The 21,423-nt window shown below is 69.6% G+C and carries 21 protein-coding genes; 10 read left to right on the forward strand and 11 right to left on the reverse strand.

Going from position 1 to position 21,423, the window contains the following annotated elements; translation table 11 throughout:
* Positions 1-19: 19 nt before the first annotated feature.
* A complete protein-coding gene (locus ACFYWY_RS21640) occupies positions 20-688 on the reverse strand; it encodes an ABC transporter permease (protein ID WP_389188983.1) in 669 nt (222 codons plus the stop codon).
* On the reverse strand, positions 688-1,428 hold the full coding sequence (locus tag ACFYWY_RS21645) for an ABC transporter permease (RefSeq protein ID WP_389188986.1): 741 nt from the start codon (positions 1,426-1,428) through the stop codon (positions 688-690). The genes ACFYWY_RS21640 and ACFYWY_RS21645 overlap by 1 nt, the downstream gene beginning before the upstream one ends.
* 131 nt (positions 1,429-1,559) lie before the next feature.
* On the opposite strand from ACFYWY_RS21645, the gene ACFYWY_RS21650 reads away from it, so the two are divergent.
* Positions 1,560-2,717, forward strand: coding sequence for an ABC transporter ATP-binding protein (locus tag ACFYWY_RS21650; protein ID WP_389188990.1), 1,158 nt, complete (start codon positions 1,560-1,562; stop codon positions 2,715-2,717).
* Positions 2,718-2,788: 71 nt separating this feature from the next.
* On the opposite strand, the gene ACFYWY_RS21655 is transcribed toward ACFYWY_RS21650, so the two are convergent.
* Complete coding sequence (locus tag ACFYWY_RS21655) at positions 2,789-3,901, reverse strand: alpha/beta hydrolase (RefSeq protein WP_389188994.1); 1,113 nt, start codon at positions 3,899-3,901, stop codon at positions 2,789-2,791.
* A gap of 147 nt (positions 3,902-4,048) precedes the next feature.
* Between ACFYWY_RS21655 and ACFYWY_RS21660 the strand changes: the two genes are divergently transcribed.
* The 6 genes from ACFYWY_RS21660 (at position 4,049) to ACFYWY_RS21685 (ending at position 9,355) form a co-directional block, all read left to right on the forward strand.
* On the forward strand, positions 4,049-5,881 hold the full coding sequence (locus ACFYWY_RS21660) for a phosphatidylglycerol lysyltransferase domain-containing protein (protein WP_389188997.1): 1,833 nt from the start codon (positions 4,049-4,051) through the stop codon (positions 5,879-5,881).
* Between the two features lie 477 nt (positions 5,882-6,358).
* Positions 6,359-7,216: a dihydropteroate synthase gene (gene folP, locus ACFYWY_RS21665; protein ID WP_389189000.1), complete on the forward strand. Its 858-nt coding sequence runs from the start codon at positions 6,359-6,361 to the stop codon at positions 7,214-7,216.
* On the forward strand, positions 7,213-7,659 hold the full coding sequence (locus ACFYWY_RS21670; protein WP_389189003.1) for a nuclear transport factor 2 family protein: 447 nt from the start codon (positions 7,213-7,215) through the stop codon (positions 7,657-7,659). The genes folP and ACFYWY_RS21670 overlap by 4 nt, the downstream gene beginning before the upstream one ends.
* Positions 7,660-7,863: 204 nt before the next feature.
* Positions 7,864-8,223, forward strand: a complete 360-nt coding sequence (gene folB, locus ACFYWY_RS21675) for a dihydroneopterin aldolase (RefSeq protein ID WP_389189006.1) — start codon at positions 7,864-7,866, stop codon at positions 8,221-8,223.
* Complete coding sequence (gene folK / locus ACFYWY_RS21680) at positions 8,220-8,831, forward strand: 2-amino-4-hydroxy-6-hydroxymethyldihydropteridine diphosphokinase (protein WP_389189009.1); 612 nt, start codon at positions 8,220-8,222, stop codon at positions 8,829-8,831. Before folB ends, folK begins: the two co-directional genes overlap by 4 nt.
* Before the next feature lie 47 nt (positions 8,832-8,878).
* A complete protein-coding gene (locus ACFYWY_RS21685) occupies positions 8,879-9,355 on the forward strand; it encodes a DUF3180 domain-containing protein (protein ID WP_389189012.1) in 477 nt (158 codons plus the stop codon).
* Positions 9,356-9,461: 106 nt separating this feature from the next.
* On the opposite strand, the gene folE is transcribed toward ACFYWY_RS21685, so the two are convergent.
* From folE to dacB, 6 genes are all read right to left on the reverse strand, one after another.
* On the reverse strand, positions 9,462-10,067 hold the full coding sequence (gene folE, locus ACFYWY_RS21690) for a GTP cyclohydrolase I FolE (protein WP_389189015.1): 606 nt from the start codon (positions 10,065-10,067) through the stop codon (positions 9,462-9,464).
* Positions 10,068-10,186: 119 nt separating this feature from the next.
* The gene (gene ftsH, locus ACFYWY_RS21695) at positions 10,187-12,208 is read right to left on the reverse strand and encodes an ATP-dependent zinc metalloprotease FtsH (protein WP_389189018.1); all 2,022 of its coding nucleotides are present in this window, start codon (positions 12,206-12,208) and stop codon (positions 10,187-10,189) included.
* A gap of 160 nt (positions 12,209-12,368) precedes the next feature.
* Positions 12,369-12,908, reverse strand: a complete 540-nt coding sequence (gene hpt / locus ACFYWY_RS21700) for a hypoxanthine phosphoribosyltransferase (protein WP_355829262.1) — start codon at positions 12,906-12,908, stop codon at positions 12,369-12,371.
* Between the two features lie 39 nt (positions 12,909-12,947).
* Positions 12,948-14,054 (reverse strand): tRNA lysidine(34) synthetase TilS, encoded by a 1,107-nt coding sequence (gene tilS / locus ACFYWY_RS21705; RefSeq protein ID WP_389189021.1) that lies wholly within the window; start codon positions 14,052-14,054, stop codon positions 12,948-12,950.
* A gap of 187 nt (positions 14,055-14,241) precedes the next feature.
* On the reverse strand, positions 14,242-15,372 hold the full coding sequence (locus ACFYWY_RS21710) for a zinc-dependent metalloprotease (protein WP_389189024.1): 1,131 nt from the start codon (positions 15,370-15,372) through the stop codon (positions 14,242-14,244).
* 67 nt (positions 15,373-15,439) lie between these two features.
* Positions 15,440-16,900, reverse strand: coding sequence for a D-alanyl-D-alanine carboxypeptidase/D-alanyl-D-alanine-endopeptidase (dacB, locus tag ACFYWY_RS21715; RefSeq protein ID WP_389189027.1), 1,461 nt, complete (start codon positions 16,898-16,900; stop codon positions 15,440-15,442).
* 56 nt (positions 16,901-16,956) lie between these two features.
* On the opposite strand from dacB, the gene ACFYWY_RS21720 reads away from it, so the two are divergent.
* Both ACFYWY_RS21720 and ACFYWY_RS21725 read left to right on the forward strand, forming a co-directional pair.
* Positions 16,957-17,451: an inorganic diphosphatase gene (locus ACFYWY_RS21720; RefSeq protein ID WP_108151010.1), complete on the forward strand. Its 495-nt coding sequence runs from the start codon at positions 16,957-16,959 to the stop codon at positions 17,449-17,451.
* Positions 17,452-17,611: 160 nt separating this feature from the next.
* The gene (locus ACFYWY_RS21725) at positions 17,612-19,264 is read left to right on the forward strand and encodes a threonine/serine exporter ThrE family protein (RefSeq protein ID WP_389189030.1); all 1,653 of its coding nucleotides are present in this window, start codon (positions 17,612-17,614) and stop codon (positions 19,262-19,264) included.
* Positions 19,265-19,281: 17 nt separating this feature from the next.
* Here ACFYWY_RS21725 and ACFYWY_RS21730 read toward each other — a convergent pair whose 3' ends face one another.
* Complete coding sequence (locus ACFYWY_RS21730; RefSeq protein WP_389189033.1) at positions 19,282-19,977, reverse strand: DedA family protein; 696 nt, start codon at positions 19,975-19,977, stop codon at positions 19,282-19,284.
* 205 nt (positions 19,978-20,182) lie between these two features.
* Here ACFYWY_RS21730 and ACFYWY_RS21735 point away from each other — a divergent pair, with 205 nt between their 5' ends.
* Complete coding sequence (locus tag ACFYWY_RS21735; RefSeq protein ID WP_389189036.1) at positions 20,183-20,548, forward strand: YbjQ family protein; 366 nt, start codon at positions 20,183-20,185, stop codon at positions 20,546-20,548.
* Between the two features lie 66 nt (positions 20,549-20,614).
* Here ACFYWY_RS21735 and ACFYWY_RS21740 read toward each other — a convergent pair whose 3' ends face one another.
* Complete coding sequence (locus ACFYWY_RS21740) at positions 20,615-21,382, reverse strand: MerR family transcriptional regulator (RefSeq protein WP_389189039.1); 768 nt, start codon at positions 21,380-21,382, stop codon at positions 20,615-20,617.
* Between the last annotated feature and the right edge of the window lie 41 nt (positions 21,383-21,423).

Raw genomic sequence — 21,423 nt, forward strand, 5'->3', positions numbered from 1 at the left:
GTTCTCCGTCCAAGGGTTGTCACACGGTCTTACGGAGGGGGCTCAGCAGCCGGTCGGCCGCCACCAGCGCTCCCTCCACGAGCAGCGCAAGCAGCGCGGCGAGAAGCGCGCCCGCCACCACCTGCGGGGTGTTGTACGTGTTGAATCCCGCCGTGATGATCCGGCCCAGGCCGCCCTGGCCGACCATCGAGGCGATCGTGGCCGTGGCCACCACCTGGACGGCGGCCGACCGCAGGCCGGTCATGAGCAGCGGGTAGGCGAGGGGCAGTTCGACCCGGAGGAAGAGCTGGCCGCCGGACATCCCCATCCCCCGCGCGGCCTCCACCACCGCCCGGTCCACCTCGCGCATGCCGACATAGGCGTTGGTCAGCAGCGGCGGGACCGCGAACAGCACCAGGGCGATGATCGTCGGCAGATAGCCGGCGCTGCGCAGCGGCGTGAGCATGAAGAGGGCGAGGACCGCGAAGACGGGGATCGCCCGTCCGGCGTTGGAGATATTGATCGCGAGCGCGCCGCCCTTGCCCAGGTGCCCCAGCCACAGCGCGACCGGCAGTGCGATCGCGCAGGCCAGCGCGAGGGCGATCCCGCTGACGTAGACATGCTCGCCAAGGCGGTGCCAGGCGCCGCTCTCCCCCGACCAGTTGGAGCCGGTGGTCAGCCACGTCCACGCGTCGGCCACTACCCCCATCAGCCCGCCACCTTCACCTTCGCCGTGCGCTCCACCGACGGCTTCACCGAGGGCTTCAGCGTGCGTATTCGGGTCCAGGGCGTCAGCAGCCGTTGCAGTCCGAGCAGCAGCACATCCGCCACGGCCGCCAGCAGCACACACAGCACGGACGCGGTCAGCACCTGTGCCTTGAAGGTGGTCTGCACTCCGTCGTCTATGAGATTGCCCAGACCGCCCTTGCCGACCAGCGCGCCGACGGTCGTCAGCGCGATCGTCGATACGGTCGCTATCCGCAGGCCCGCCATCAACGCCGGCAGCGCGAGCGGCAGTTCGACCTCCCAGAGCAGCCGCCCCGCTCCGTATCCCATGCCGCGCGCGGCCTCCCGCGCCTCGTCGGGCACCGCGTCGAGGCCCGCAATGATGTTCCGCACGAGAATGGTGAGCGAATAGAGCACCAGGCCGGTCACCACCAGCGCGGCGGAAAGGCCGAAGACCGGCAGCAGCAGCGAGAACATCGCCAGCGACGGAATTGTGTAGAGCAGGGTCGTGAGCCCCAGGACCGGCCCCGCGAACCGCGGCTGGGCGCGGGCGAGCAGCGCCAGCGGAAAGGCCACGGCAAGGCCGATCAGGACGGACACCACGGTGATCCAGACATGCTGGACAGTCGCGTCGGTCAGCTCCTGGCTGCGGGTGCGGACGTACTCCCCGCAGATCCAGTCATTGGCCGCCAGGCAGCTTTGCGCCGCAAACTGCGTACTCACCCATCCCCACCTCCCCAGCAGTGCCGAACGTATGTATGTCCGGCGACCATATCCCCGAGCACTGACAATCGCCGAGGCCGCCACATTGCAGCAACATGGCTTTCACACAACACCCGTCACAATGAGGAACCATGATCCGTTTCGAGCACGTCACCAAGCGGTACCCGGACGGGACGACAGCGGTCGACGACCTGTCGTTCGAGGTCGCCGAGGGCGAACTGGTCACGCTCGTCGGACCGTCCGGCTGCGGCAAGACCACGACCATGAAGATGGTCAACCGCCTCATCGAGCCGAGCAGCGGCCGGATATTCCTCGACGGGGCCGACATATCCGCCATCGACCCCGTCCAACTGCGCCGTCGTATCGGCTATGTGATCCAGCAGGTCGGCCTTTTCCCGCACAAAACGGTCCTGGAGAACACCGCGACCGTCCCCCATCTCCTCGGCTGGCAGCGCGGCAAGGGCCGCGAGCGCGCCGCCGAGCTCCTCGACCTGGTGGGCCTGGACCCCAAGACGTACGGCGACCGCTACCCCGAGCAGCTCTCCGGGGGCCAGCGCCAGCGCGTCGGCGTGGCCCGGGCGCTGGCCGCCGACCCGCCCGTGCTGCTGATGGACGAGCCGTTCGGCGCGGTCGACCCGGTCGTGCGCGAGCATCTGCAGAACGAGTTCCTCAGACTCCAGTCCCAGGTCAAGAAGACCGTGCTCTTCGTCACCCATGACATCGAGGAGGCCGTCCGCCTCGGTGACCGTATCGCCGTCTACGGGCAGGGGCGGATCGAGCAGTTCGACGCCCCGGCCGCGGTCCTGGGCACCCCCGCGACCCCGTACGTAGCTGACTTCGTCGGCGCGGACCGCGGCCTCAAGCGGCTGTCCGTCACGCCCATCGAGGAGGGCGACCTGGAGCAGCCTCCCGTCGTCCATCTCGACGACCCGCTGCCCCGGGAACTCGGCTCCCGCTGGGCCGTCGTGCTGGACGGCGCGGACAATCTGCACGGCTGGATCTCCGCCGAGCAGGCGCGACAGCCCGGCTCCGTGCGCGAACACGCCCGCCGGATGGAGGCCTGGCTGCCCGTCGGCGCCTCCCTCAAGCAGGCCTTCGCCACCATGCTCCAGCACGACGCGGGCTGGATCGCGGTGATCGACAAGGAGGAGACCGGGCATTTTCTGGGGGTCCTCACACCGGCCCGGCTGCACGAGGCGCTGCGCCGCTCGATCGACGCGGACGCACAGGACATCCCCCGTACCGCGGTCGCGCTGGAGACGATCGAAACGGTCAAGACGGCTACGTAGTTCGCGAACCGCAGTCTGCGAACGGCAGTTCACGGGCCGCAGTCCACCAACCGCAGTTCCGGAACCGCAGTTCACGAAGCGCTGAGCCTGCCGCTGATCCACACCAGAGCCGGCGGGATCTCGCGCCGCCAGGTGTTGAAGTTGTGCCCGCCGCTGTCGAGCATGATCGACGAGACGCGCGCGGGCGACTTCACCTTGTCGATGAACTGGAGGGTCGACTTGAGGTTCGCCTCGCCCTCCTTGGAACTGGTCACCAGGAAGGACGACTTCCCCTGCGGCAGGTGGTCAAGGCTCCACAGCAAGTTGGCCCGGCTCTTCTCCTTCTTGTTGCCGTGGAAGAGATCACCGGTGGTGGGGTCGTCGGCGGCCTTGTAGTACGCGGAGAGGCCCGCGCTCGCCCCGAACTGCTCCGGGTGGTGCAGCGCGATCTTCAGGGCGCAGTAGCCGCCGGTCGAATTCCCCATGAACCCCCAGTTCTGGGGCTTGGTCCCGACCCGGTAGGTCTCCGAGACCGCCTTCGGCAGATCCTTGGCGAAGAAGGTCTCGGTCTTCGGCCCGCCCGGTATGTCCACGCATTCGGTGTCCCGTGGCGGCGCGACGGTCGGTCGCATCATGACCAGGATCATCGGCTGCATCTTGCCGGCCTTGGCCTGCAGAAACGCCGTCCTCGGATACTTCAGTCCCTTGAGCAGATTCTCCGCCGTCCCCGGGTATCCGGTCAGCACGAGAGCAGCCGGAAATGTACTCTTCGCGTATTTCGGCTGGAAATACTCAGGCGGCAGATAGACATACGCCGGGCTGTCTATCTTCGACTTCTCGCCGGCGACGACGACCTTCTGGATCTGACCGCCCGTCTCCGGCCGTGAGCCGCCCGGCACATCCAGCTTCTGCTTCTCGACGACCTTGATCCGCTTGCCTCCGGCCGAGTGGTCCACGACCACACCGAGGTCCTGCTTCTGACCGAAGAGGTCGGACCAGGAGCCGTAGAAGAGGAAGGAGTTGTTGGCCGCGAGGCCGACGGCGGCGAAGAGCGCGAGCTGGGTCGCGAGCAGCAGCCCGATCCTGCCGGTGACGGCGCCCCAGCCGCGACGGGCGAGTCGCGGCCAGAGCCAGATCGTGGCCGCGAACAGCAGCACTGCCACGAGGGTGGCCAAGGCCAGAACTTTGTTACTGGTCAGACCCATGAGTCGCGTGAGCTTTCTTCCTTGAGAATTTCCTGTGAATGAGTGAACCCGCCCCCCGGAAGTCCCGTCCTAGAGAACGCAAATCGTCCGGAGCCCAATGTTCTGCGGCCCACGGACACAGGATCTCTCGCGGAGCCACGGGAAGCGATGTCTGCAACGGTAGATGAGGACAAATCAGGATTGGTTCCGGATTGGGTACGTCGCGTGCTGCGCGGCCCCCGCCCGGAAGCGGTCCCTACGCTGGTCGGCACGGCCTGCACACTCGTCGGCCTGATCGACATCGCCGCCGGGGTCTTCCCCCGCTTCCGGCACAGCCGCATGCACTCGCTCGCCGAGGTGCTGCCGGGGGCCATGGGGCCGTTCGCCGCGGCGCTCTCGCTGAGCGCGGGCGTACTGCTGCTGCTGCTCGCCCACGGACTCAAGCGCCACAAGCGCCGGGCCTGGCGGGCCGCTGTGATTCTGCTGCCCGCCGGGGCCGTGGGGCAGTTCGTCTACCGGCACTCGGTCATCGGCGTACTGCTCTCGCTGGCGCTTCTGACGCTGCTGGTGCGGCACCGGAGCGAATTCGCGGCGCTGCCCGATCCGCGCAGCCGGTGGAAGGCGCTCGCCAACTTCATCCTCATGGGCGCCGGTTCGCTCGGTCTCGGCCTGGTCATCGTCAGCGCGCACCCGGGCAAGGTGGTCGGCAGCCCGAGCCTGACGGACCGCCTGGAGCATGTCCTGTACGGGCTCTTCGGCTTCGAAGGCCCCGTCGACTACGCCGGCAGGGTCTCCTGGACCGTCGGTTACTCCCTCGGCGCGCTCGGCCTGCTGACCGCCGTCACCACGATCTACTTCGCCTTCCGGCCGGAGCACCCGGCCGCGCACCTCACCGAGGACGACGAGCGCCGACTGCGCGACCTGCTGGCCAGGCACGGCAGCCGCGACTCGCTGGGTCACTTCGCGCTCCGCCGCGACAAGGGCGTCGTCTTCTCGCCCAGCGGCAAGGCGGCGGTCTGCTACCGCGTCGTCTCCGGCGTGATGCTCGCCAGCGGCGACCCGATAGGCGACGTCGAGGCATGGCCGGGCGCGATCGAGCGCTTCATGGACGAGGCGAAGGCGCACTCCTGGACCCCGGCGGTGATGGGCTGTTCGGAGACCGGCGGCGAGGTCTGGACCCGGGAGACGGGGCTTGACGCGCTGGAACTCGGTGACGAGGCGGTGGTGGATGTCGCGGATTTCTCCCTCACCGGGCGCGCGATGCGCAACGTACGCCAGATGGTGAAGCGCATCGAGCGCAATGGCTACGAGACCCGGGTACGGCGCGCTCGTGACATCTCCGACGAGGAGCTGGAGCAGATCCGGCTGGCCGCGGCGGACTGGCGCGGCACCGACACCGAGCGGGGCTTCTCGATGGCGCTGGGCCGGATAGGCGACCCGGCCGACGGCGACGCGGTGATCGCCACGGCGCACAAGGAGGACGCGGAGTCCCCCTACGGCGACCTGAAGGCGATCATCCACTTCGTCCCGTGGGGTACGGACGGCATGTCCCTGGAGCTGATGCGGCGCGACCGCTCGGCCGACCCGGGCATGAACGAACTGCTGATCGTCGCCTCGCTGCAGGCGTCGCCGGGGCTGAAGATCGAGCGGGTCTCGCTCAACTTCGCGATGTTCCGCTCGGCTCTCGCCCGCGGCGAGAAGATCGGCGCGGGCCCTGTCCTGCGGATGTGGCGCGGCCTGCTCGTGTTCCTGTCCCGCTGGTTCCAGATCGAGTCGCTGTACAAGTTCAACGCGAAGTTCCGGCCGCGCTGGGAGCCGCGTTTCGTGGTCTTCCGTAACACCCGCGACCTGCCGCGCATCGGCTTCGCCGCGATGCAGGCAGAGGGCTTCGTGAACGTCACGCTCCCCCGCCTGTTCCCCCGTCGCCGCCCGACGCGCCAGCCCCGGCCCTGCGCCCACATCACGCGGCCCCAGCCGGAACGCGAGATCCGCGCGGCGTAGGAAGGTCGCCGGGCCCGCCTGCCCCGGCCCCGCCGACCCCTCGGATGCCGTCGCGGGGCGGTCCGGCCCATGGCCGGACCGTGGGGCAGTCCGGCCCAGGGCCCCGCCGAGCGGCGCGAAGCCGCCGCCCCGAGGACCGGGGTGCCCCGGCCCGCCTGACTGCCCGCCGCGGGGCGGTCCGGACTGACGGGCTTCCCGCCTCGGGGCCCTCGGAGCGGCACGAAGCTGCCGCCCCGGGCGGCCGGGGGCACACCGCCACCCGACCGCGGGCTCCCGCCAGGGGGGTGCCCCGGCCCCGCCCGGCTGCTTGTCGCCGCGCGGGCAGGCCCCAGCCCCGCGGCGCGAAGCTGCCGCGCCGCCGGGGGCGTGGGGGTACCCCGTACCCCCGACATCTCAAGGGCGGGCGGGTGGGGAACAAACCCCGCCCGCGCCCACCGGCGTGACTGGTGGTCCGGCTCGCGGGCCTAGGCTGGGCGTATGAGTACGTTGCGCGGACGAGGCACAGTCAGTGGGCTGCCGGAGTGGGATCGCTGTGCGGTCATGGGCGTCGTCAATGTGACGCCCGATTCCTTCTCCGACGGCGGCCGCTGGTTCGACACCACCGCCGCCGTCAAGCGCGGCCTCGACCTCGTCACCGAAGGCGCCGACCTCGTCGACGTCGGCGGCGAGTCAACCCGACCCGGCGCCAGCCGCGTCGACGAGGACGAGGAGCTGCGGCGCGTGATCCCCGTCGTCCGCGGCCTCGCCGCCGAGGGCGTCACCGTCTCCGTCGACACCATGCGCGCCTCCGTCGCCGAAAAGGCCGTCGCCGCCGGCGCAGTCCTCGTCAACGATGTCAGCGGCGGCCTCGCCGACCCCCGCATGGTCCCCGCCGTCGCCGCCACCGGCGTCCCCTTCGTCGTGATGCACTGGCGCGGCTTCAGCCACGACATGAACAGCCGCGCCGTCTACACCGACGTCGTGGCCGAAGTCGTCACCGAGCTGCGCGACCGCGTGGACGCCGTCGTCGCCGGCGGCATCACCCCCGAGCGCCTCGTCATCGACCCCGGCCTCGGCTTCGCCAAGCAGGCCGAGCACGACCTCGCCCTCGTCGCCCACCTCGCCGAGATCCGCGCGCTCGGCCGCCCCGTGCTCGTCGCCGCCTCCCGCAAGCGGTTCCTCGGCCACGTACTGGCCAAGGAGGGCGCCCCGCCGCCCGCCAGAGAGCGGGACGCGGCCACCGCCGCGGTCTCCGCCATCGCGGCGCACGAGGGCGCCTGGGCCGTCCGGGTCCACGAAGTGCGCGCCACGGCCGACGCCGTCCGCGTCGCCCGGGCCGTCGAGGCCGCCCGGTGAGCCGTACCGACGTAGAGCTGGTCGAAGCGGCCAACACCACGTTCTACGAGACCATGGAGCGCGGTGACTTCGACGAGCTCTCCAGCCTCTGGCTGGACGAGGGCATCTCGTGCATCCACCCCGGCTGGCCCGTGCTCTCCGGCCGCGGCGAGGTGCTCCGCTCGTACGCCCTGATCATGGCGAACACCGAGTACATCCAGTTCTTCCTCACCGACGTCAAGGTGAGCCTCGCCGGCGACACCGCCCTGGTGACCTGTACGGAGAACATCCTCAGCGGCGGCCCCGCCGAGGAGAGCGGCGAACTCGGCCCCCTCGTCGGCCAGCTCGTCGTCGCCACCAATGTGTTTCGTCGCACATCCGACGGATGGAAGATCTGGTCACATCACGGATCACCCGTACTGGCTGAAAGCGACGAAGAAGAGGACGACGAGACCCCCTCGTAAGTGGGTAAGCGGCCCTGTGGAGGTTGGAATTCCGGGCCTCCGGGTAGGGGCGGCTACCAGCCTCGCGGGGGCGTCGCCGCGGACCCCGTCCACGGCCCCTGTGGGCGAGGGCTGTCAGCGCTCGCAGGTAGATTCGATGGTGGACACGGGCCGACCGCACTCGGCAGCGTGCCCGCAAGACCAACGACAGCAGGAGTGATTCGCGTGGATCGTGTCGCGCTGCGCGGCCTCAAGGCCCGCGGGCACCATGGCGTTTTCCCCCGGGAGCGCGAGGAGGGCCAGACCTTCATCGTGGACCTGGTGCTCGGGCTCGACACCCGCCCCGCGGCGGCCGACGACGACCTGGCGAAGACCGTGCACTACGGCATTGTGGCCGAGGAGGTCGTCGCGGTCGTCGCGGGCGAGCCCGTCGACCTGATCGAGACGCTGGCTGAGCGGATCGCCCAGCAGTGCCTCAAGCATGACGGCGTCGAAGAGGTCGAGGTGGTCGTGCACAAGCCGGACGCACCGATCACGGTGCCTTTCGACGATGTGACCATCACGATCACCCGGAGCCGAGTATGACTGTGTTTTCCAACGGGACGCAGAGCGACCCGACCGTGCAGCCGGTACCCGCCTCCGTGGTGGAGCAGGTCGATGCGGCGGACATCACCCTGTCCAATCCGAAACGGGCCGTGATCGCCCTCGGCTCCAATCTCGGCAACCGCCTGGAGACCATCCAGGGCGCGATCGACGCGCTCGAGGACACGCCCGGGCTGCGGGTGAAGGCCGTGTCTCCGGTGTACGAGACGGAGCCGTGGGGCGTCGAGCCCGGCAGCCAGCCCGCGTACTTCAACGCGGTCGTTGTGATCAAGACCACCCTTCCGCCGTCCTCCCTGCTGGAGCGCGGCCAGGCCATCGAAGAGGCCTTCGACCGGGTCCGCGAGGAGCGCTGGGGTCCGCGTACCATCGACGTCGACATCGTGGCGTACGCCGACGTGGTCTCCGACGACCCGTTGCTCACGCTGCCCCACCCCCGCGCCCACCAGCGCGCGTTCGTACTCGCCCCCTGGTACGACATCGATCCGGAGGCGCACATTCCGGGTTACGGTCCGGTGGCGCAGCTGCTGGCCGGCGTCGGCCGGGATGCCGTGGTTCCGCGCGCCGACCTGGAACTCCGTCTGCCCGAGTAGTCGTTAGGCTCTTGCGTACGGCGGACAGGTGAAGGGCGGCACTCTCGGTGAAGCAACTACGGCTCGGTGTACTGGCCGGTCTCTTCGCCGCGGCCGGGGTGCTGTCCTGGGGCGGCGCCCGACTGTGGGACGCGTTCGGGACTCTGCCGAGCGTGCCACTGGCCGCGCCGATCGTGCTGGCGGTGATCGCCGTCACCCTCACCGCGACCGCGCTCTCGCTCCGCGCACGCCTGCGGGCCCAGCGCGAACGACGCCCGGGCGCGAGGGGCGTTGAGCCGCTGATGGCGGCCCGAGCGGTGGTTTTCGGCCAGGCGAGCGCACTGGTGGCGGCGCTGGTGGCGGGCATGTACGGCGGCGCGGGCGTGTATCTGCTCGGCTCCCTGGACATCCCGGCGCGCCGGGACCAGGCGATCTATGCGGGTTTGTCGGTGGTGGCGGGGATCGGCGTGATCGCGGCGGCGTTCTTCCTCGAGCGGGTCTGCAAACTCCCGGAAGACGACGACGAGGACGCGGCCCGCGCGTAGCTCGTCGCGGGGTCCACGGTGCGGCCGAGGGGTTGCCCGGGGCCGCGCCGCACCCCCCACGCGCCCCAGCGCCGCACAGCCGCGACAGGGCCGGAGGCTCCCCCCCTCAGCGCGCAATGATCAGGCTCATCGCCTCATTGCGCGTCGCCGGATCCCGCAACTGCCCCCGCACCGCCGAAGTGATCGTCTTCGCGCCCGGCTTCCGTACCCCCCGCATCGTCATGCACATGTGCTCGCACTCGACGACCACAATCACCCCGCGCGGCTCCAGGATCTCCATCAGCGAGTCCGCTATCTGCGTCGTCAGCCGCTCCTGCACCTGCGGCCGCCGCGCGAAAACGTCCACGAGGCGGGCCAGCTTCGACAGCCCGGTGATCTTCCCGTCCACCGACGGGATGTACCCGACATGCGCGACCCCGTGGAACGGCACCAGGTGATGCTCGCAGGAGCTCATGACCTCGATGTCCTTCACCAGGACCATCTCGTCGTGACCGAGGTCGAACGTCGTCGTCAGCACGTCCTTCGGCTGCTGCCACAGCCCGGCGAATATCTCCCTGTACGCGCGCGCCACACGCGTCGGCGTCTCCCGCAGGCCCTCACGGTCCGGGTCCTCCCCGACCGCGATGAGGAGCTCGCGTACGGCATTCTCGGCCCGCTTCTCGTCAAAAACGCCGATCGTGCCCTCGCCGTCCAGCGTCACCGGGTCGGTCATTTGTGCCTCGTTCCTCTTGCTCTGACGTGCGCGCATACGGGAATGCCGCGTCCCCCAGGCTAAAACCTTGGGGGACGCGGCATCCATTCCGGCCCTGTGTGGCCACAGCGCCGGCCGGGTCAGCTCTCCGGACGCTCCTCCGGAACCGCCTCGATCGCCGGGACGGCGTCCGCAGGCACCGCGCCATTGGATCCGACGGCGCCGTTGGTCAGCGCCAGCTCCTTCGGTGAGAGTACCGGCGGCCGCGTCGACGGCGTACGCCTCGAGGAGCCGGTCCACGCCGGGCGAGCCGGGCGCTTCACGATCGGCGCGAAGATCTCGGCGATCTGCTCCTTGCCGAGGGTCTCCTTCTCGAGGAGCTGGAGGACCAGGTTGTCGAGAACGTCGCGGTTCTCGACCAGGATCTCCCAGGCCTCGTTGTGCGCGGTCTCGATGAGCTTCTTGACCTCTTCGTCGACCAGCGCCGCGACCTCTTCCGAGTAGTCGCGCTGGTGACCCATCTCACGGCCCACGAACGGCTCGGTGTTGTCGGCGCCGAACTTGATCGCGCCGAGCCGCTCGGTCATGCCGTATTGCGTGACCATCGAGCGGGCCGTGGCCGTGGCCTTCTCGATGTCGTTGGCCGCACCGGTGGTCGGATCGTGGAAGACGAGCTCCTCCGCCGCGCGCCCGCCCAGCATGTAGGCCAGCTGGTCGAGCATTTCGTTGCGCGTGGTGGAGTACCTGTCCTCGTCCGGCAGGACCATGGTGTAACCGAGCGCCCGTCCACGGGAGAGAATCGTGATCTTGTGGACCGGGTCGGAGTTCGGCGAAGCCGCCGCGACCAGAGCGTGACCGCCCTCGTGGTACGCGGTGATCTTCTTTTCCTTTTCCGACATGATCCGGGTCCGCTTCTGCGGGCCCGCCACGACGCGGTCGATCGCCTCGTCCAGGGCGTGATTGTCGACCAGCTTCTTGTCGCTGCGCGCCGTGAGGAGCGCCGCTTCGTTCAGCACGTTCGACAGGTCGGCACCGGTGAAGCCGGGCGTACGCCGGGCTACAGCGCCCAGGTCGACGTCCGGGGCGACCGGCTTGCCCTTCTGGTGGACCTTGAGGATCTCGAGACGGCCCTGCATGTCCGGGCGGTCGACGGCGATCTGCCGGTCGAACCGGCCCGGGCGCAGCAGCGCCGGGTCGAGGATGTCCGGCCGGTTGGTGGCGGCGATCAGGATGACGCCGCCCTTCACGTCGAAGCCGTCCATCTCGACGAGCAGCTGGTTCAGCGTCTGCTCTCGCTCGTCGTGGCCGCCGCCGAGACCCGCACCGCGGTGCCGGCCGACGGCGTCGATCTCGTCGACGAAGACGATCGCCGGGGCGTTCGCCTTGGCCTGCTCGAAGAGGTCACGCACTCGGGAGGCACCGACGCCGACGAACATCTCGACGAAGTCGGAGCCGGAGATCGAGTAGAACGGGACGCCCGCCTCGCCCGCGACAGCGCGAGCGAGCAGCGTCTTGCCCGTGCCGGGCGGGCCGTACAGCAGCACACCCTTCGGGATCTTGGCGCCGACCGCCTGGAACTTGGCCGGCTCCTGCAGGAACTCCTTGATCTCGTGGAGTTCCTCGACCGCCTCGTCGGCCCCCGCCACATCGGAGAAGGTCGTCTTCGGGGTGTCCTTGGTGATCAGCTTGGCCTTGGACTTCCCGAAGTTCATGACTCGGGAGCCGCCGCCCTGCATCTGATTCATGAGGAAGAGGAAGACCACGACGATGAGAACGAAGGGCAGCAGCGAGAGCAGCACCGAAACGAACGGGCTCTGCTTCGACGGCGAGACGGTGTAACCCTTCTCGATGTCGCCGGCCTCGAACTTCGTCTGCAGCTTCTCGGCCAGATCGGCACCCTGGGTGCCGATGTAGCTCGCCTGGATCTTGTCGCTGCCCTTGACCTTCTGGCCGTCCCTCAGATCAACCTTGATGATCTGTTCGTCGCCTGTGGTCAGCTTGACCTGGTCGACCTGGTTCTTGTCGATCGCCTGGACGACCTCGCCGGTGTCCACCGTCTTGTAGCCGCCGGACGAGCCGACGACCTGCATCAACACGACCACGGCGAGGACGGCCAGCACGATCCACATGACCGGCCCACGGAAGTATCGCTTCACGTCCATCCATACGGAGCGAATTCGCCCCGTCCCTCCTGCCCGTAGGTAAATGCTGCTGTGAGAAAAGACTGTTCTTCGGACGGTACCCCAGCATTGTCACCTGCGGCCGCCTTCCCTTGCTCCAACGGCGGGAAGGAGGCCAGGGTTCCCGTGCCTCTGGGGGGCTTCAGCCGCCGTATACGTGCGGTGCGAGCGTGCCGACGAACGGCAGGTTGCGGTACTTCTCGGCGTAATCCAGGCCATACCCGACGACGAACTCATTGGGAATGTCGAAGCCGATCCACTTCACGTCGATCGCGACCTTCGCGGCATCCGGCTTACGCAGCAGGGTGCAGACCTCGAGGGAGGCCGGCTCGCGCGAGCCGAGATTCGACAGCAGCCAGGACAGCGTGAGGCCGGAGTCGATGATGTCCTCGACGATCAGGACGTGCTTGCCCTTGATGTCGGTGTCCAGGTCCTTGAGGATCCGGACCACGCCCGAGGACTGGGTGCCCGCGCCGTAGGACGACACCGCCATCCAGTCCATGGTGACGGGAGTGGACAGCGCACGCGCCAGGTCCGCCATCACCATCACGGCGCCCTTGAGGACACCGACGAGGAGCAGGTCCTTGCCCGCGTACTCCGCGTCGATCTTCGCGGCCAGCTCGCCAAGCTTCGCGTCGATCTCTTCCTTGGTGATGAGCACCGACTGGAGGTCGGTGCCCATGTCCTTCTCGTTCACCCGGGCCACTTTCGTCGTGCTGCGTCAGCCTTGCCGAATGACCAGTCTGCCACCCTGCCGTCGCACCTCGACGCGGCCGGGCAGATTGATGGCTCCCTGGCCGCGCCAGCTCGTGATCAGGCGGTCGACTTCCTCGACGTGGCGGGCGAAGAGTGAACCGGCGGGCGCGCCGGCGTCGATGACGGCGCGGCGCAGCACTCGGCGGCGCACGGCGGGCGGCAGCGCGTACAGCTTGGCGCAGTGAAGCTGACCCGCGTCGTCCCGTACGGCGGCGTCCGCGTCGGCGGCCCAGGTGTCCAGGGCGTCGGCATCGTCGCGGGAGAGCTGGGCGGTACGGGCCAGGGCCTCGACGACGCCCTTGCCGAGCGCCTTCTCCAGGGCGGGCAGGCCTTCGTGGCGCAACCGGGAGCGGGTGTAGGCCGGGTCGGCGTTGTGCGGGTCATCCCATACGGGCAGCGACTGGACCATGCAGGCCTTGCGGGCGGTCTGCCGGTCGAGCTGGAGGAAGGGACGGCGGTAACGGCCGGCCGCCCCCGAGATGGCCGCCATTCCGGACAGCGAACGGATGCCGGAGCCGCGGGCGAGGCCCAGCAGGACGGTTTCAGCTTGGTCGTCGCGGGTGTGGCCGAGGAGCACGGCCGCGGCGCCGTGGCGCTCTGCGGCATCGTCGAGGGCGGCGTAGCGGGCGTCACGGGCCGCGGCCTCGGGTCCGCCGTCGCGGCCGACCCGTACGGAGATGGCTTCTACGGGGTCGAGCTGCATCGCTTTGAGCCGGGCGGCGACCTCGGCGGCGCGGAGGTCGGAGCCGGCTTGGAGGCCGTGGTCGACGGTGATGCCGCCGGCCCGGACGGAGAGCTTTCTGGCTTCGAAGGCGAGGGCGGAGGCGAGGGCCATGGAGTCGGCGCCGCCGGAGCACGCCACGAGGACGAGCGGCTGCTCGTCTGCGGAAGTGGGGTTGGCGGTGTTCGTGGCGGAGGACGCGGAGCGCGAGGGGGACGCGGCGAAAGCGGAGTACGCATTGGTCGCGTGACCCACGGAGCGCGAGACACGATCGGAGTGTTCGGTGAGTACGTCGTGGAGTACGCGGCGGACCGCCAGGCGTATCGCCGCGACCGCAGGATGGGGACCCATGTCCGGTGCCCTTCGTGAAAAGTTGGGGGGTGCCTCGGTCGGAGTCGGACGGGAGGAAAAGTCACTCAGAGTGCGTCGATGGTGACAGAACCGAGCCGATACCCGAGCATTGCACGCCTACCCATTGCCCACGGTCCCTCGGATGGGTGATTACGGGGGCATTCTTCTGCCGTCGGACGCCGCCCGCTCACGACTCTGCTTTACGGTGCACTCTCGCGACCCAGTCCGCCGGTTTGGCGATCTCCGCCTTGGTGGGGAGGGTGTTCGGAGACGTCCAGACCCGGTTGAATCCATCCATACCGACCTCCTCCACGACGGAGCGCACGAAACGCTCGCCGTCGCGGTACTGACGCAGCTTGGCGTCGAGCCCGAGCAGCTTGCGCAGCGCCTGGTCGAGCCGGCTCGCGCCACGTGCCCTGCGCTGCTGGAACTTCTCCCGGATCTCGGCGACGGAGGGCACGACATCGGGCCCGACACCGTCCATCACATAGTCCGCGTGTCCCTCGAGCAGCGACATGACGGCGGTCAGCCGGCTGAGGATCTCGCGCTGGGCGGGAGTCTGCACCAGCTCGACGATGGAGCGGCCGCTCTCGTCCTCCTCGCCCTCGGGACGTGAGCCTGCCAGCGACTGGGCGGCCTCCCGGAAGCGCTCCAGGACGGTCATCGGATCGACCTCGGTCTCGCCGAGGAATGACTGGATCTCGCCCTCCAGGTGGTCGCGCAGCCACGGCACGCCGGTGAACTGGGTGCGGTGCGTCTCCTCGTGGAGACAGACCCAGAGCCTGAAGTCGTGCGGGTCGACTTCGAGTTCGCGCTCCACGTGCACGATGTTCGGGGCGACCAGCAGCAGGCGTCCGCCGCCGTTCTCCCCGGCAGGCAGCTCACGGGTGGGCGGGGCGAAGGTCTCGTACTGCCCGAGGACCCGGGAGGCCAGGAACGACAGCAGCATCCCCAGCTCCACGCCGGTGACCTTGCCGCCGACCGCGCCGAGTACCGCGCCGCCGGCGCCGCCGGGGCGGCGCTCCTGCATCTTGTCCAGCAGCGGCTTGAGCAGCTCGCGGAAGCCCGCGACGTTCGCCTTGACCCACCCGGCCCGGTCCACCACCAGGACAGGGGTGTCCAGTGGTTCATGGTCTTCCGGGATCATCCGGGTGAAGCCCCGCACATGTTCCTCGGACGCCTTGGCATGCCGTCGCAGCTCGGCGACGACGGCGCGCGCCTCGTCCCTGCTCACGTCGGGCCCGGGCCGCACGAAGCGGGTCGCGGTCGCCACAGCGAGGTTCCAGTCGACCATCTCGGCACCACCGATGCTCGTCATGCGTCAACCGTACGTTGTCGGCTCGTCCCTCGGTGAGTCGTTTCGACCGGCCGGTTCGCCGGGAACATCACGATGCCAGCGCCGCGGCCAGCCGGTCCAGGGCGGGTTGGGCGACGTCCCTGGACGGAGTGTTCCCGGCCAGGAAAGCGAAGGCGAGGAGGCGGCCGGCCGGGGCGACGACCGTGCCGGCCAAGGTGTTCACCCCTGTCAGCGTGCCGGTCTTGGCGCGCACCAGTCCGGCGCCCGGCGAGGTCTCGGTGTAGCGGGTCTGCAGGGTCCCGCTGAAGCCCGCGACCGGTAGGCCGGTGAGGACCGGGCGCAACTCGGGGTGGGCCGGGTCGGCGGCGCGGGCCAGCAGCGCGGTCAGCAGTCCGGCGGAGAGTCTGTCCTGGCGGCTGAGTCCGCTGCCGTCGGCGAAGCGGGCACCGGTCAACGGGAGCTTCAGCCGGGTCAGTTGCCTGGTGACGGCGCGCTCCGCGCCCGCGAAGCTCGCCTCCTCGCCGGTCGCCAGGGCGGTCTGGCGGGCGAGAGCCTCGGCGATGTCGTTGTCACTGTGCGTCAGGGTCCGCTCGACCAGGGCCGAGAGGGGCGCGGAGAGCACCTTGGCGACGGGCTCGGCTCCGGCGGCGGGCCGGCCGGGGGCGGGCGTCGCCGAGCTGTTGATGCCCCGCTCGGTCAGCAGTCGCCCGAAGGCGCGGGCGGCGTCGCCGGCCGGGTCGCCGCTGCGGTCCGCGGCGCCCGTCGGCCCCTCTCCCCCAGGGCCTGCGGCCTGGGAGGTTCCCCCGAGCCGCCCTTCGCCGACCATCAGCGCGCTGACCGGGGCGATGTTCCCGTTGGGGCCGATCGGGTGCAGCGCGGGGCCTTTGTAGAGCGAGGTGTCGTACGCCAGGCGGACCGTTCTCACGCCGCGCTCGCGCAGGGCACGCGCCGTGCGGTCGGCGAGACTGCGCAGGGCGGCGGTGTCGAGGGTCGCGTCGCCGCCGCCGACCAGCGTGAGCTCCTTCGCGTCCTTCGACGCGACGACCGTGGTGGGGATGCGGTGGTCCGGACCGAGCGCCGACAGGGCCGCAGCCGAGGTTGCGATCTTGATGGTGGAGGCCGGGGTCATGGGGTCCGCGGCGCCCTTTCCGTACAGCTGCCTGCCCGTCGCGACATCGATGACGCAGGCCGTGCGGACCGTGCCGAGGCCGGGGTCGCCGAGCAGCGGGGCAAGCACCCCGGCGAGGTCGTCGGGGGTGGTCCGCTCGGCCGACGCCTTGGTCGTGGGGGCGCCCAGGGCGGCGAGCACGCCGGGCGCGCTGGGCGCGGGCGCCGGGCGCTTCGGCCTGGGGATCTCGTGATGTGCGCCACCTGGGACGCTCCGGGCAGCGGCCCAGTCCCTCTCGGCCTTACGCTGACCGGAGTCCCACGGACCGGCCGCGGCAACAGCCCCGGCAGCGAGGGCGAGGCCGACCACGGCAGCGCCCGCGGTGAGCTGCCACGTCCTGACCTCTGGCACCTCGAACCAGCCCCTTTCGCGATCACTCATCTGCGTGAGGGACACTTAATCACCAGACGTATGTGTTGATCATGGAGGAGCCACCCGTGGAGTTCGACGTCACCATCGAGATCCCGAAGGGTTCGCGGAACAAGTACGAGGTGGACCACGAGACCGGTCGGATCCGCCTGGACCGTCGACTCTTCACCTCGACCAGCTACCCGGCCGACTACGGCTTCGTCGAGAACACCCTCGGCGAGGACGGCGACCCGCTGGACGCGCTGGTCATTCTTGACGAGCCGACGTTCCCCGGCTGCCTCATCAAGTGCCGCGCGATCGGCATGTTCCGGATGACGGACGAGGCGGGCGGCGACGACAAGCTGCTCTGCGTGCCGGCCTCCGACCCGCGGGTGGAGCACCTGCGGGACATCCACCATGTTTCGGAGTTCGACCGCCTGGAGATCCAGCACTTCTTCGAGGTCTACAAGGACCTGGAGCCCGGCAAGTCGGTCGAGGGCGCGAACTGGGTCGGCCGCACCGAGGCGGAGGCGGAGATCGAGGCCTCCTACAAGCGTCTGGAGGCGCAGGGCGGCGCGCACTGACCTCGCGCTGACCTTTCACTGAGCTGCTCGTACGGGCGGCGCACCCCACGGGGTGCGCCGCCCGTCGTGCGTCCTGGGCCGGTGGCCGGGGTGCGTGTGGTCGGGTGGGCGTGCACATACTGGGCGGACAGCGCGACACGATCGGGAGCGAGGGCAGCACGTGGTGGCGGAGCCGGAGGGTCCGGAAGACCGGAAGCCTCAGTCCGACGAGGCGCACAGCGCCTTCACCCCGCCGGCAGGGGTGGGACAGCCGGAGGTGGCCGAGGAGGATCATCCGTCTTCGGAGTTCGCCGTTCCGGCCGGGCTCGCCTCCGAAGCACCCTCCGAGCAGGAGCGTTCGGCGTTCGCACCGCCCAGCACCTACAGCGCCAAGAAGTCGCCGCCGGCTTTCACGCCCGCGCACGGCATGCCGGTGATCCGGCTGACCAAACACGCGCCCTGGCAGGACCGGATGCGGGCGATGCTGCGCATCCCGGTCGGCGAGCGGCCGATGCCGGAGCACGCGCAGCGGCACGGCGAGGCCGGTCCCGCCGTGCCGCGTGTGCTGGACCTGACGCTGCGTATCGGCGAGCTGCTGCTCGCCGGCGGCGAGGGCGCGGAGGACGTCGAGGCGGCCATGTTCGCCATCTCGGTCTCGTACGGCCTCGACCGCTGCGAGCCGACCGTCACCTTCACCCTGCTGTCGATCACCTACCAGCCGTCGCTGGTCGACGACCCGGTGACGGCGAACCGGACCGTACGACGCCGGGGCACCGACTACACCCGGCTGGCCGCCGTCTACCGCCTCGTCCACGACATCAGCTCCGAGGACGTCGACGTCTCGCTGGAGGAGGCCTACCGGCGTCTCGCCGAGATCCGCCGCAACCGCCACCCCTACCCCGGCTGGGCGCTCACCGCGGCCGGCGGCCTGCTCGCGGGCGCGGCGTCCGTGCTGGTAGGCGGCGGGCTGCTGGTGTTCGTGGCGGCCGCGATCAGCGCGATGCTCGGCGACCGGCTGGCCTGGCTCTGCGCGGGCCGCGGGCTGCCGGAGTTCTACCAGTTCGTCGCGGCGGCCCTGCCGCCGGCCGCGATGGGGGTCGCGCTGACGCTGTCGCCGCTGGACGTACGCGCCTCCGCGGTGATCACCGGTGGGCTGTTCGCGCTGATCCCGGGGCGGGCCCTGGTCGCCGGCGTACAGGACGGTCTGACCGGCTTCTACATCACCGCTGCCGCCCGGTTGCTCGAAGTCGGCTATCTCGTCGTCGGCATCGTCATCGGCGTACTGAGCGTGCTCTATCTGGGCATCGCGCTTGGCGCGAGCCTCAACCCCGAGACGGCCATCCACAGCGTCGAGCGGCCGGTCGCCCAGACGCTGGCGGCGATGGCGCTGTCCCTGTGCTTCGCCGTACTGCTGCAGCAGGAGCGCAACACCGTGCTGCTGGTGACGCTCAACGGCGGGGTGGCGTGGGTGGTGTACGGCGCGCTCGCGGACATCGCCGGCGTCCCGCCGGTCGCGGCCACGGCCGCGGCGGCCGGTCTGGTGGGCCTGTTCGGGCAGCTGCTCTCGCGCTACCGGTTCGCCTCCGCGCTGCCGTACGTCACCGCTGCCATCGGGCCACTGCTGCCCGGTAGCGCGACGTACTTCGGGCTGCTGGAGATCGCCAGGAACGACCTGAACGCGGGGCTCGCCTCACTGTCCAAGGCCGCCGCCCTGGCCCTGGCCATCGCGATCGGGGTGAACCTGGGAGGCGAGATCTCCCGGCTGTTCCTGCAGGTGCCGGTCGGCGAGGGACGGGCCGAACGCCGCGCGGCCAAGCGGACGCGCGGCTTCTAGTTCCCGTACGGACGGATTCAGCGCTTGGCGTGGCGGCCGCGCTGCGCCGGCTGCACCTCGTCGGCCGGTCCGGCCGCGGCGGCTTCCTTCTTGCTCCGGGAACGGGCCCGCAGGAACTCGATCGCGATCGGCACCACCGAGATCAGCACGATGAGGATCAGGATCGCTTCGATGTTCTTGTGGACGAACTCGACCTTGCCGAGAGAGGCGCCGAGCAGGGTGACGCCCGCACCCCACAGGGTGCCGCCGATGATGTTGTAGGTGATGAACGAGCGGTAGTTCATCCGGCTCACACCGGCGATGATCGGCGTGAACGTACGCACGATGGGCACGAAGCGGGCGAGCACCAGCGACTTGGGGCCGTACTTCTCGAAGAACTCGTGCGCCTTCTCGACGTTCTCCTGCTTGAAGAGCCTGGAGTCGGGGCGCTTGAAGAGCGAGGGGCCGACCTTGCGGCCGAAGAGATAGCCGACCTGGTCGCCGATGATCGCGGCGAGGACGATCAGGACGCAGACCGCCCACAGCGGCAGTTCGTCCAGCGTCCCGGTGGTGACCAGCAGGCCGGTGGTGAACAGCAGCGAGTCACCCGGCAGGAAGAAGCCGATGAGCAGGCCGGATTCGGCGAAGACGATGACCAGGACTCCGATCAGACCGAAGGTCGAGATCAGATAGTCCGGGTCCAGCCAGCTCGGTCCGAGCGCAAGGGTAGTCACGAGGTCCGGGCTCCTGAGTCGATAGTCGGTCGATCGTCGATTCGGCCGTCGATTCGGCGCGGTCGGCAAACCAAAGCTATCAACGCATCGCGGCCACTCCACGTTCCATCGGCCCGCCCAGGATGCACTGTGCTCGGACTGGGACAAAGCTGTGCGTCACAAGCCACAGAGAGCTTCATGGGAGCCGTACGGAAGGTGGACGCAGATGGGCATCGAGGATTACGGCGGCGGTCAGGGCCCGCAGTCCGACGTACTGGTCGTCACCACGAACGACGTGGCCGGATTTCAGGTGCAGCAGGTCATCGGAGAGGTCTTCGGGCTCACCGTGCGCTCACGGCACCTGGGCAGCCAGATCGGCGCGGGCCTCAAGTCGATGATCGGCGGCGAGCTGAAGGGGCTTACCAAGACCCTGGTCGAGACCCGCAACCAGGCGATGGAGCGGCTGATCGACCAGGCGCGCTCGCGCGGGGCCAATGCCGTGCTGATGTTCCGCTTCGACGTGTCGGAGGCGGCGGAGGTGGGCACGGAGGTCTGCGCGTACGGCACGGCGGTGGTCCTGGCCCGGAGCTGAGCCGGACGCGAGCCCCGGCAGGGTCATGCCGCCCGGACTCGCGCCAGGACCCGCGCCAGGACCCGATCAGACGTTCCGCATCGCGTTCGCGAGGATCGCGTCACGCAGATAGCTGGCCAGACCGGGCTTGAGCTGCTCGAACGTCGAGCTGAAGCGCTCGTCCGCGACGTACATCTCGGCGAGCCCGGTGTGGATCTCGTATGTGCAGTCGTAGAAGTTCCGGCTGATCTGCTGCCGGTGCTGCTCGGCCAGGTCCATCGCCGACTCCGAGTCCGGGGCGACTCCGGCCTCCATCAGGGCGACGAAGGCGCTGGTGTTCCCTGCGCCCTCGGCCTTGATCCGGAGCCAGTCCTCCTTGGTGTAGGTGGCGACCCGGCGCTGCGACTCCCGGTACGGCTCCGTGTCGCCCCAGCGCCGACGCGACTCCTCGTCGTACCGGTCCGGGTCGTACTCCCCGAAAACCTCGAACTTCTCCTCGGGCGTGAGGTTGATGCCCATCTTCCGTGCCTCCATGGCGTGTTCGACGGCCTCGGCCATCTTCTGCAGCTTCTCGATACGGACCGTCAGCAGCTCGTGCTGCCTGCGCAGATGCTCCTGCGGGTCTGTTTCTCCGCTGGCCTGGTCGTCGAGAAGTGCCGCGACCTCGTCGAGCGGGAAGCCGAGCTCCCGGTAGAACAGGATCTGCTGCAGCCGGTCGAGATCGGCGTCGTCGTAGCGCCGGTGGCCCGCGTGGCTGCGGCCGCTCGGCGAGAGCAGTCCGATCTCGTCGTAGTGGTGCAGCGTGCGCACCGTCACTCCGGCAAATGAGGCGACCTGTCCGACCAAGTAGCTCATCGCTTTCCGCTCCTTCGTTTCTCGTTACGCGCCTCAGCCTG

The sequence above is a fragment of the Streptomyces sp. NPDC002870 genome (assembly GCF_042888505.1).
Classification (GTDB): domain Bacteria; phylum Actinomycetota; class Actinomycetes; order Streptomycetales; family Streptomycetaceae; genus Streptomyces.

Excerpts from the sequence above, each read along its gene's own strand:
- ACFYWY_RS21640 (WP_389188983.1), bottom strand. The coding sequence starts at position 688 with ATGGGGGTAGTGGCCGACGCGTGGACGTGGCTGACCACCGGCTCCAAC.
- ACFYWY_RS21650 (WP_389188990.1), top strand. The coding sequence starts at position 1,560 with ATGATCCGTTTCGAGCACGTCACCAAGCGGTACCCGGACGGGACGACA.
- ACFYWY_RS21655 (WP_389188994.1), bottom strand. The coding sequence starts at position 3,901 with ATGGGTCTGACCAGTAACAAAGTTCTGGCCTTGGCCACCCTCGTGGCA.
- ACFYWY_RS21660 (WP_389188997.1), top strand. The coding sequence starts at position 4,049 with ATGTCTGCAACGGTAGATGAGGACAAATCAGGATTGGTTCCGGATTGG.
- folP (WP_389189000.1), top strand. The coding sequence starts at position 6,359 with ATGAGTACGTTGCGCGGACGAGGCACAGTCAGTGGGCTGCCGGAGTGG.
- folK (WP_389189009.1), top strand. The coding sequence starts at position 8,220 with ATGACTGTGTTTTCCAACGGGACGCAGAGCGACCCGACCGTGCAGCCG.
- folE (WP_389189015.1), bottom strand. The coding sequence starts at position 10,067 with ATGACCGACCCGGTGACGCTGGACGGCGAGGGCACGATCGGCGTTTTT.
- ftsH (WP_389189018.1), bottom strand. The coding sequence starts at position 12,208 with ATGGACGTGAAGCGATACTTCCGTGGGCCGGTCATGTGGATCGTGCTG.
- hpt (WP_355829262.1), bottom strand. The coding sequence starts at position 12,908 with ATGGGCACCGACCTCCAGTCGGTGCTCATCACCAAGGAAGAGATCGAC.
- tilS (WP_389189021.1), bottom strand. The coding sequence starts at position 14,054 with ATGGGTCCCCATCCTGCGGTCGCGGCGATACGCCTGGCGGTCCGCCGC.
- ACFYWY_RS21710 (WP_389189024.1), bottom strand. The coding sequence starts at position 15,372 with ATGACGAGCATCGGTGGTGCCGAGATGGTCGACTGGAACCTCGCTGTG.
- dacB (WP_389189027.1), bottom strand. The coding sequence starts at position 16,900 with ATGAGTGATCGCGAAAGGGGCTGGTTCGAGGTGCCAGAGGTCAGGACG.
- ACFYWY_RS21735 (WP_389189036.1), top strand. The coding sequence starts at position 20,183 with ATGGGCATCGAGGATTACGGCGGCGGTCAGGGCCCGCAGTCCGACGTA.
- ACFYWY_RS21740 (WP_389189039.1), bottom strand. The coding sequence starts at position 21,382 with ATGAGCTACTTGGTCGGACAGGTCGCCTCATTTGCCGGAGTGACGGTG.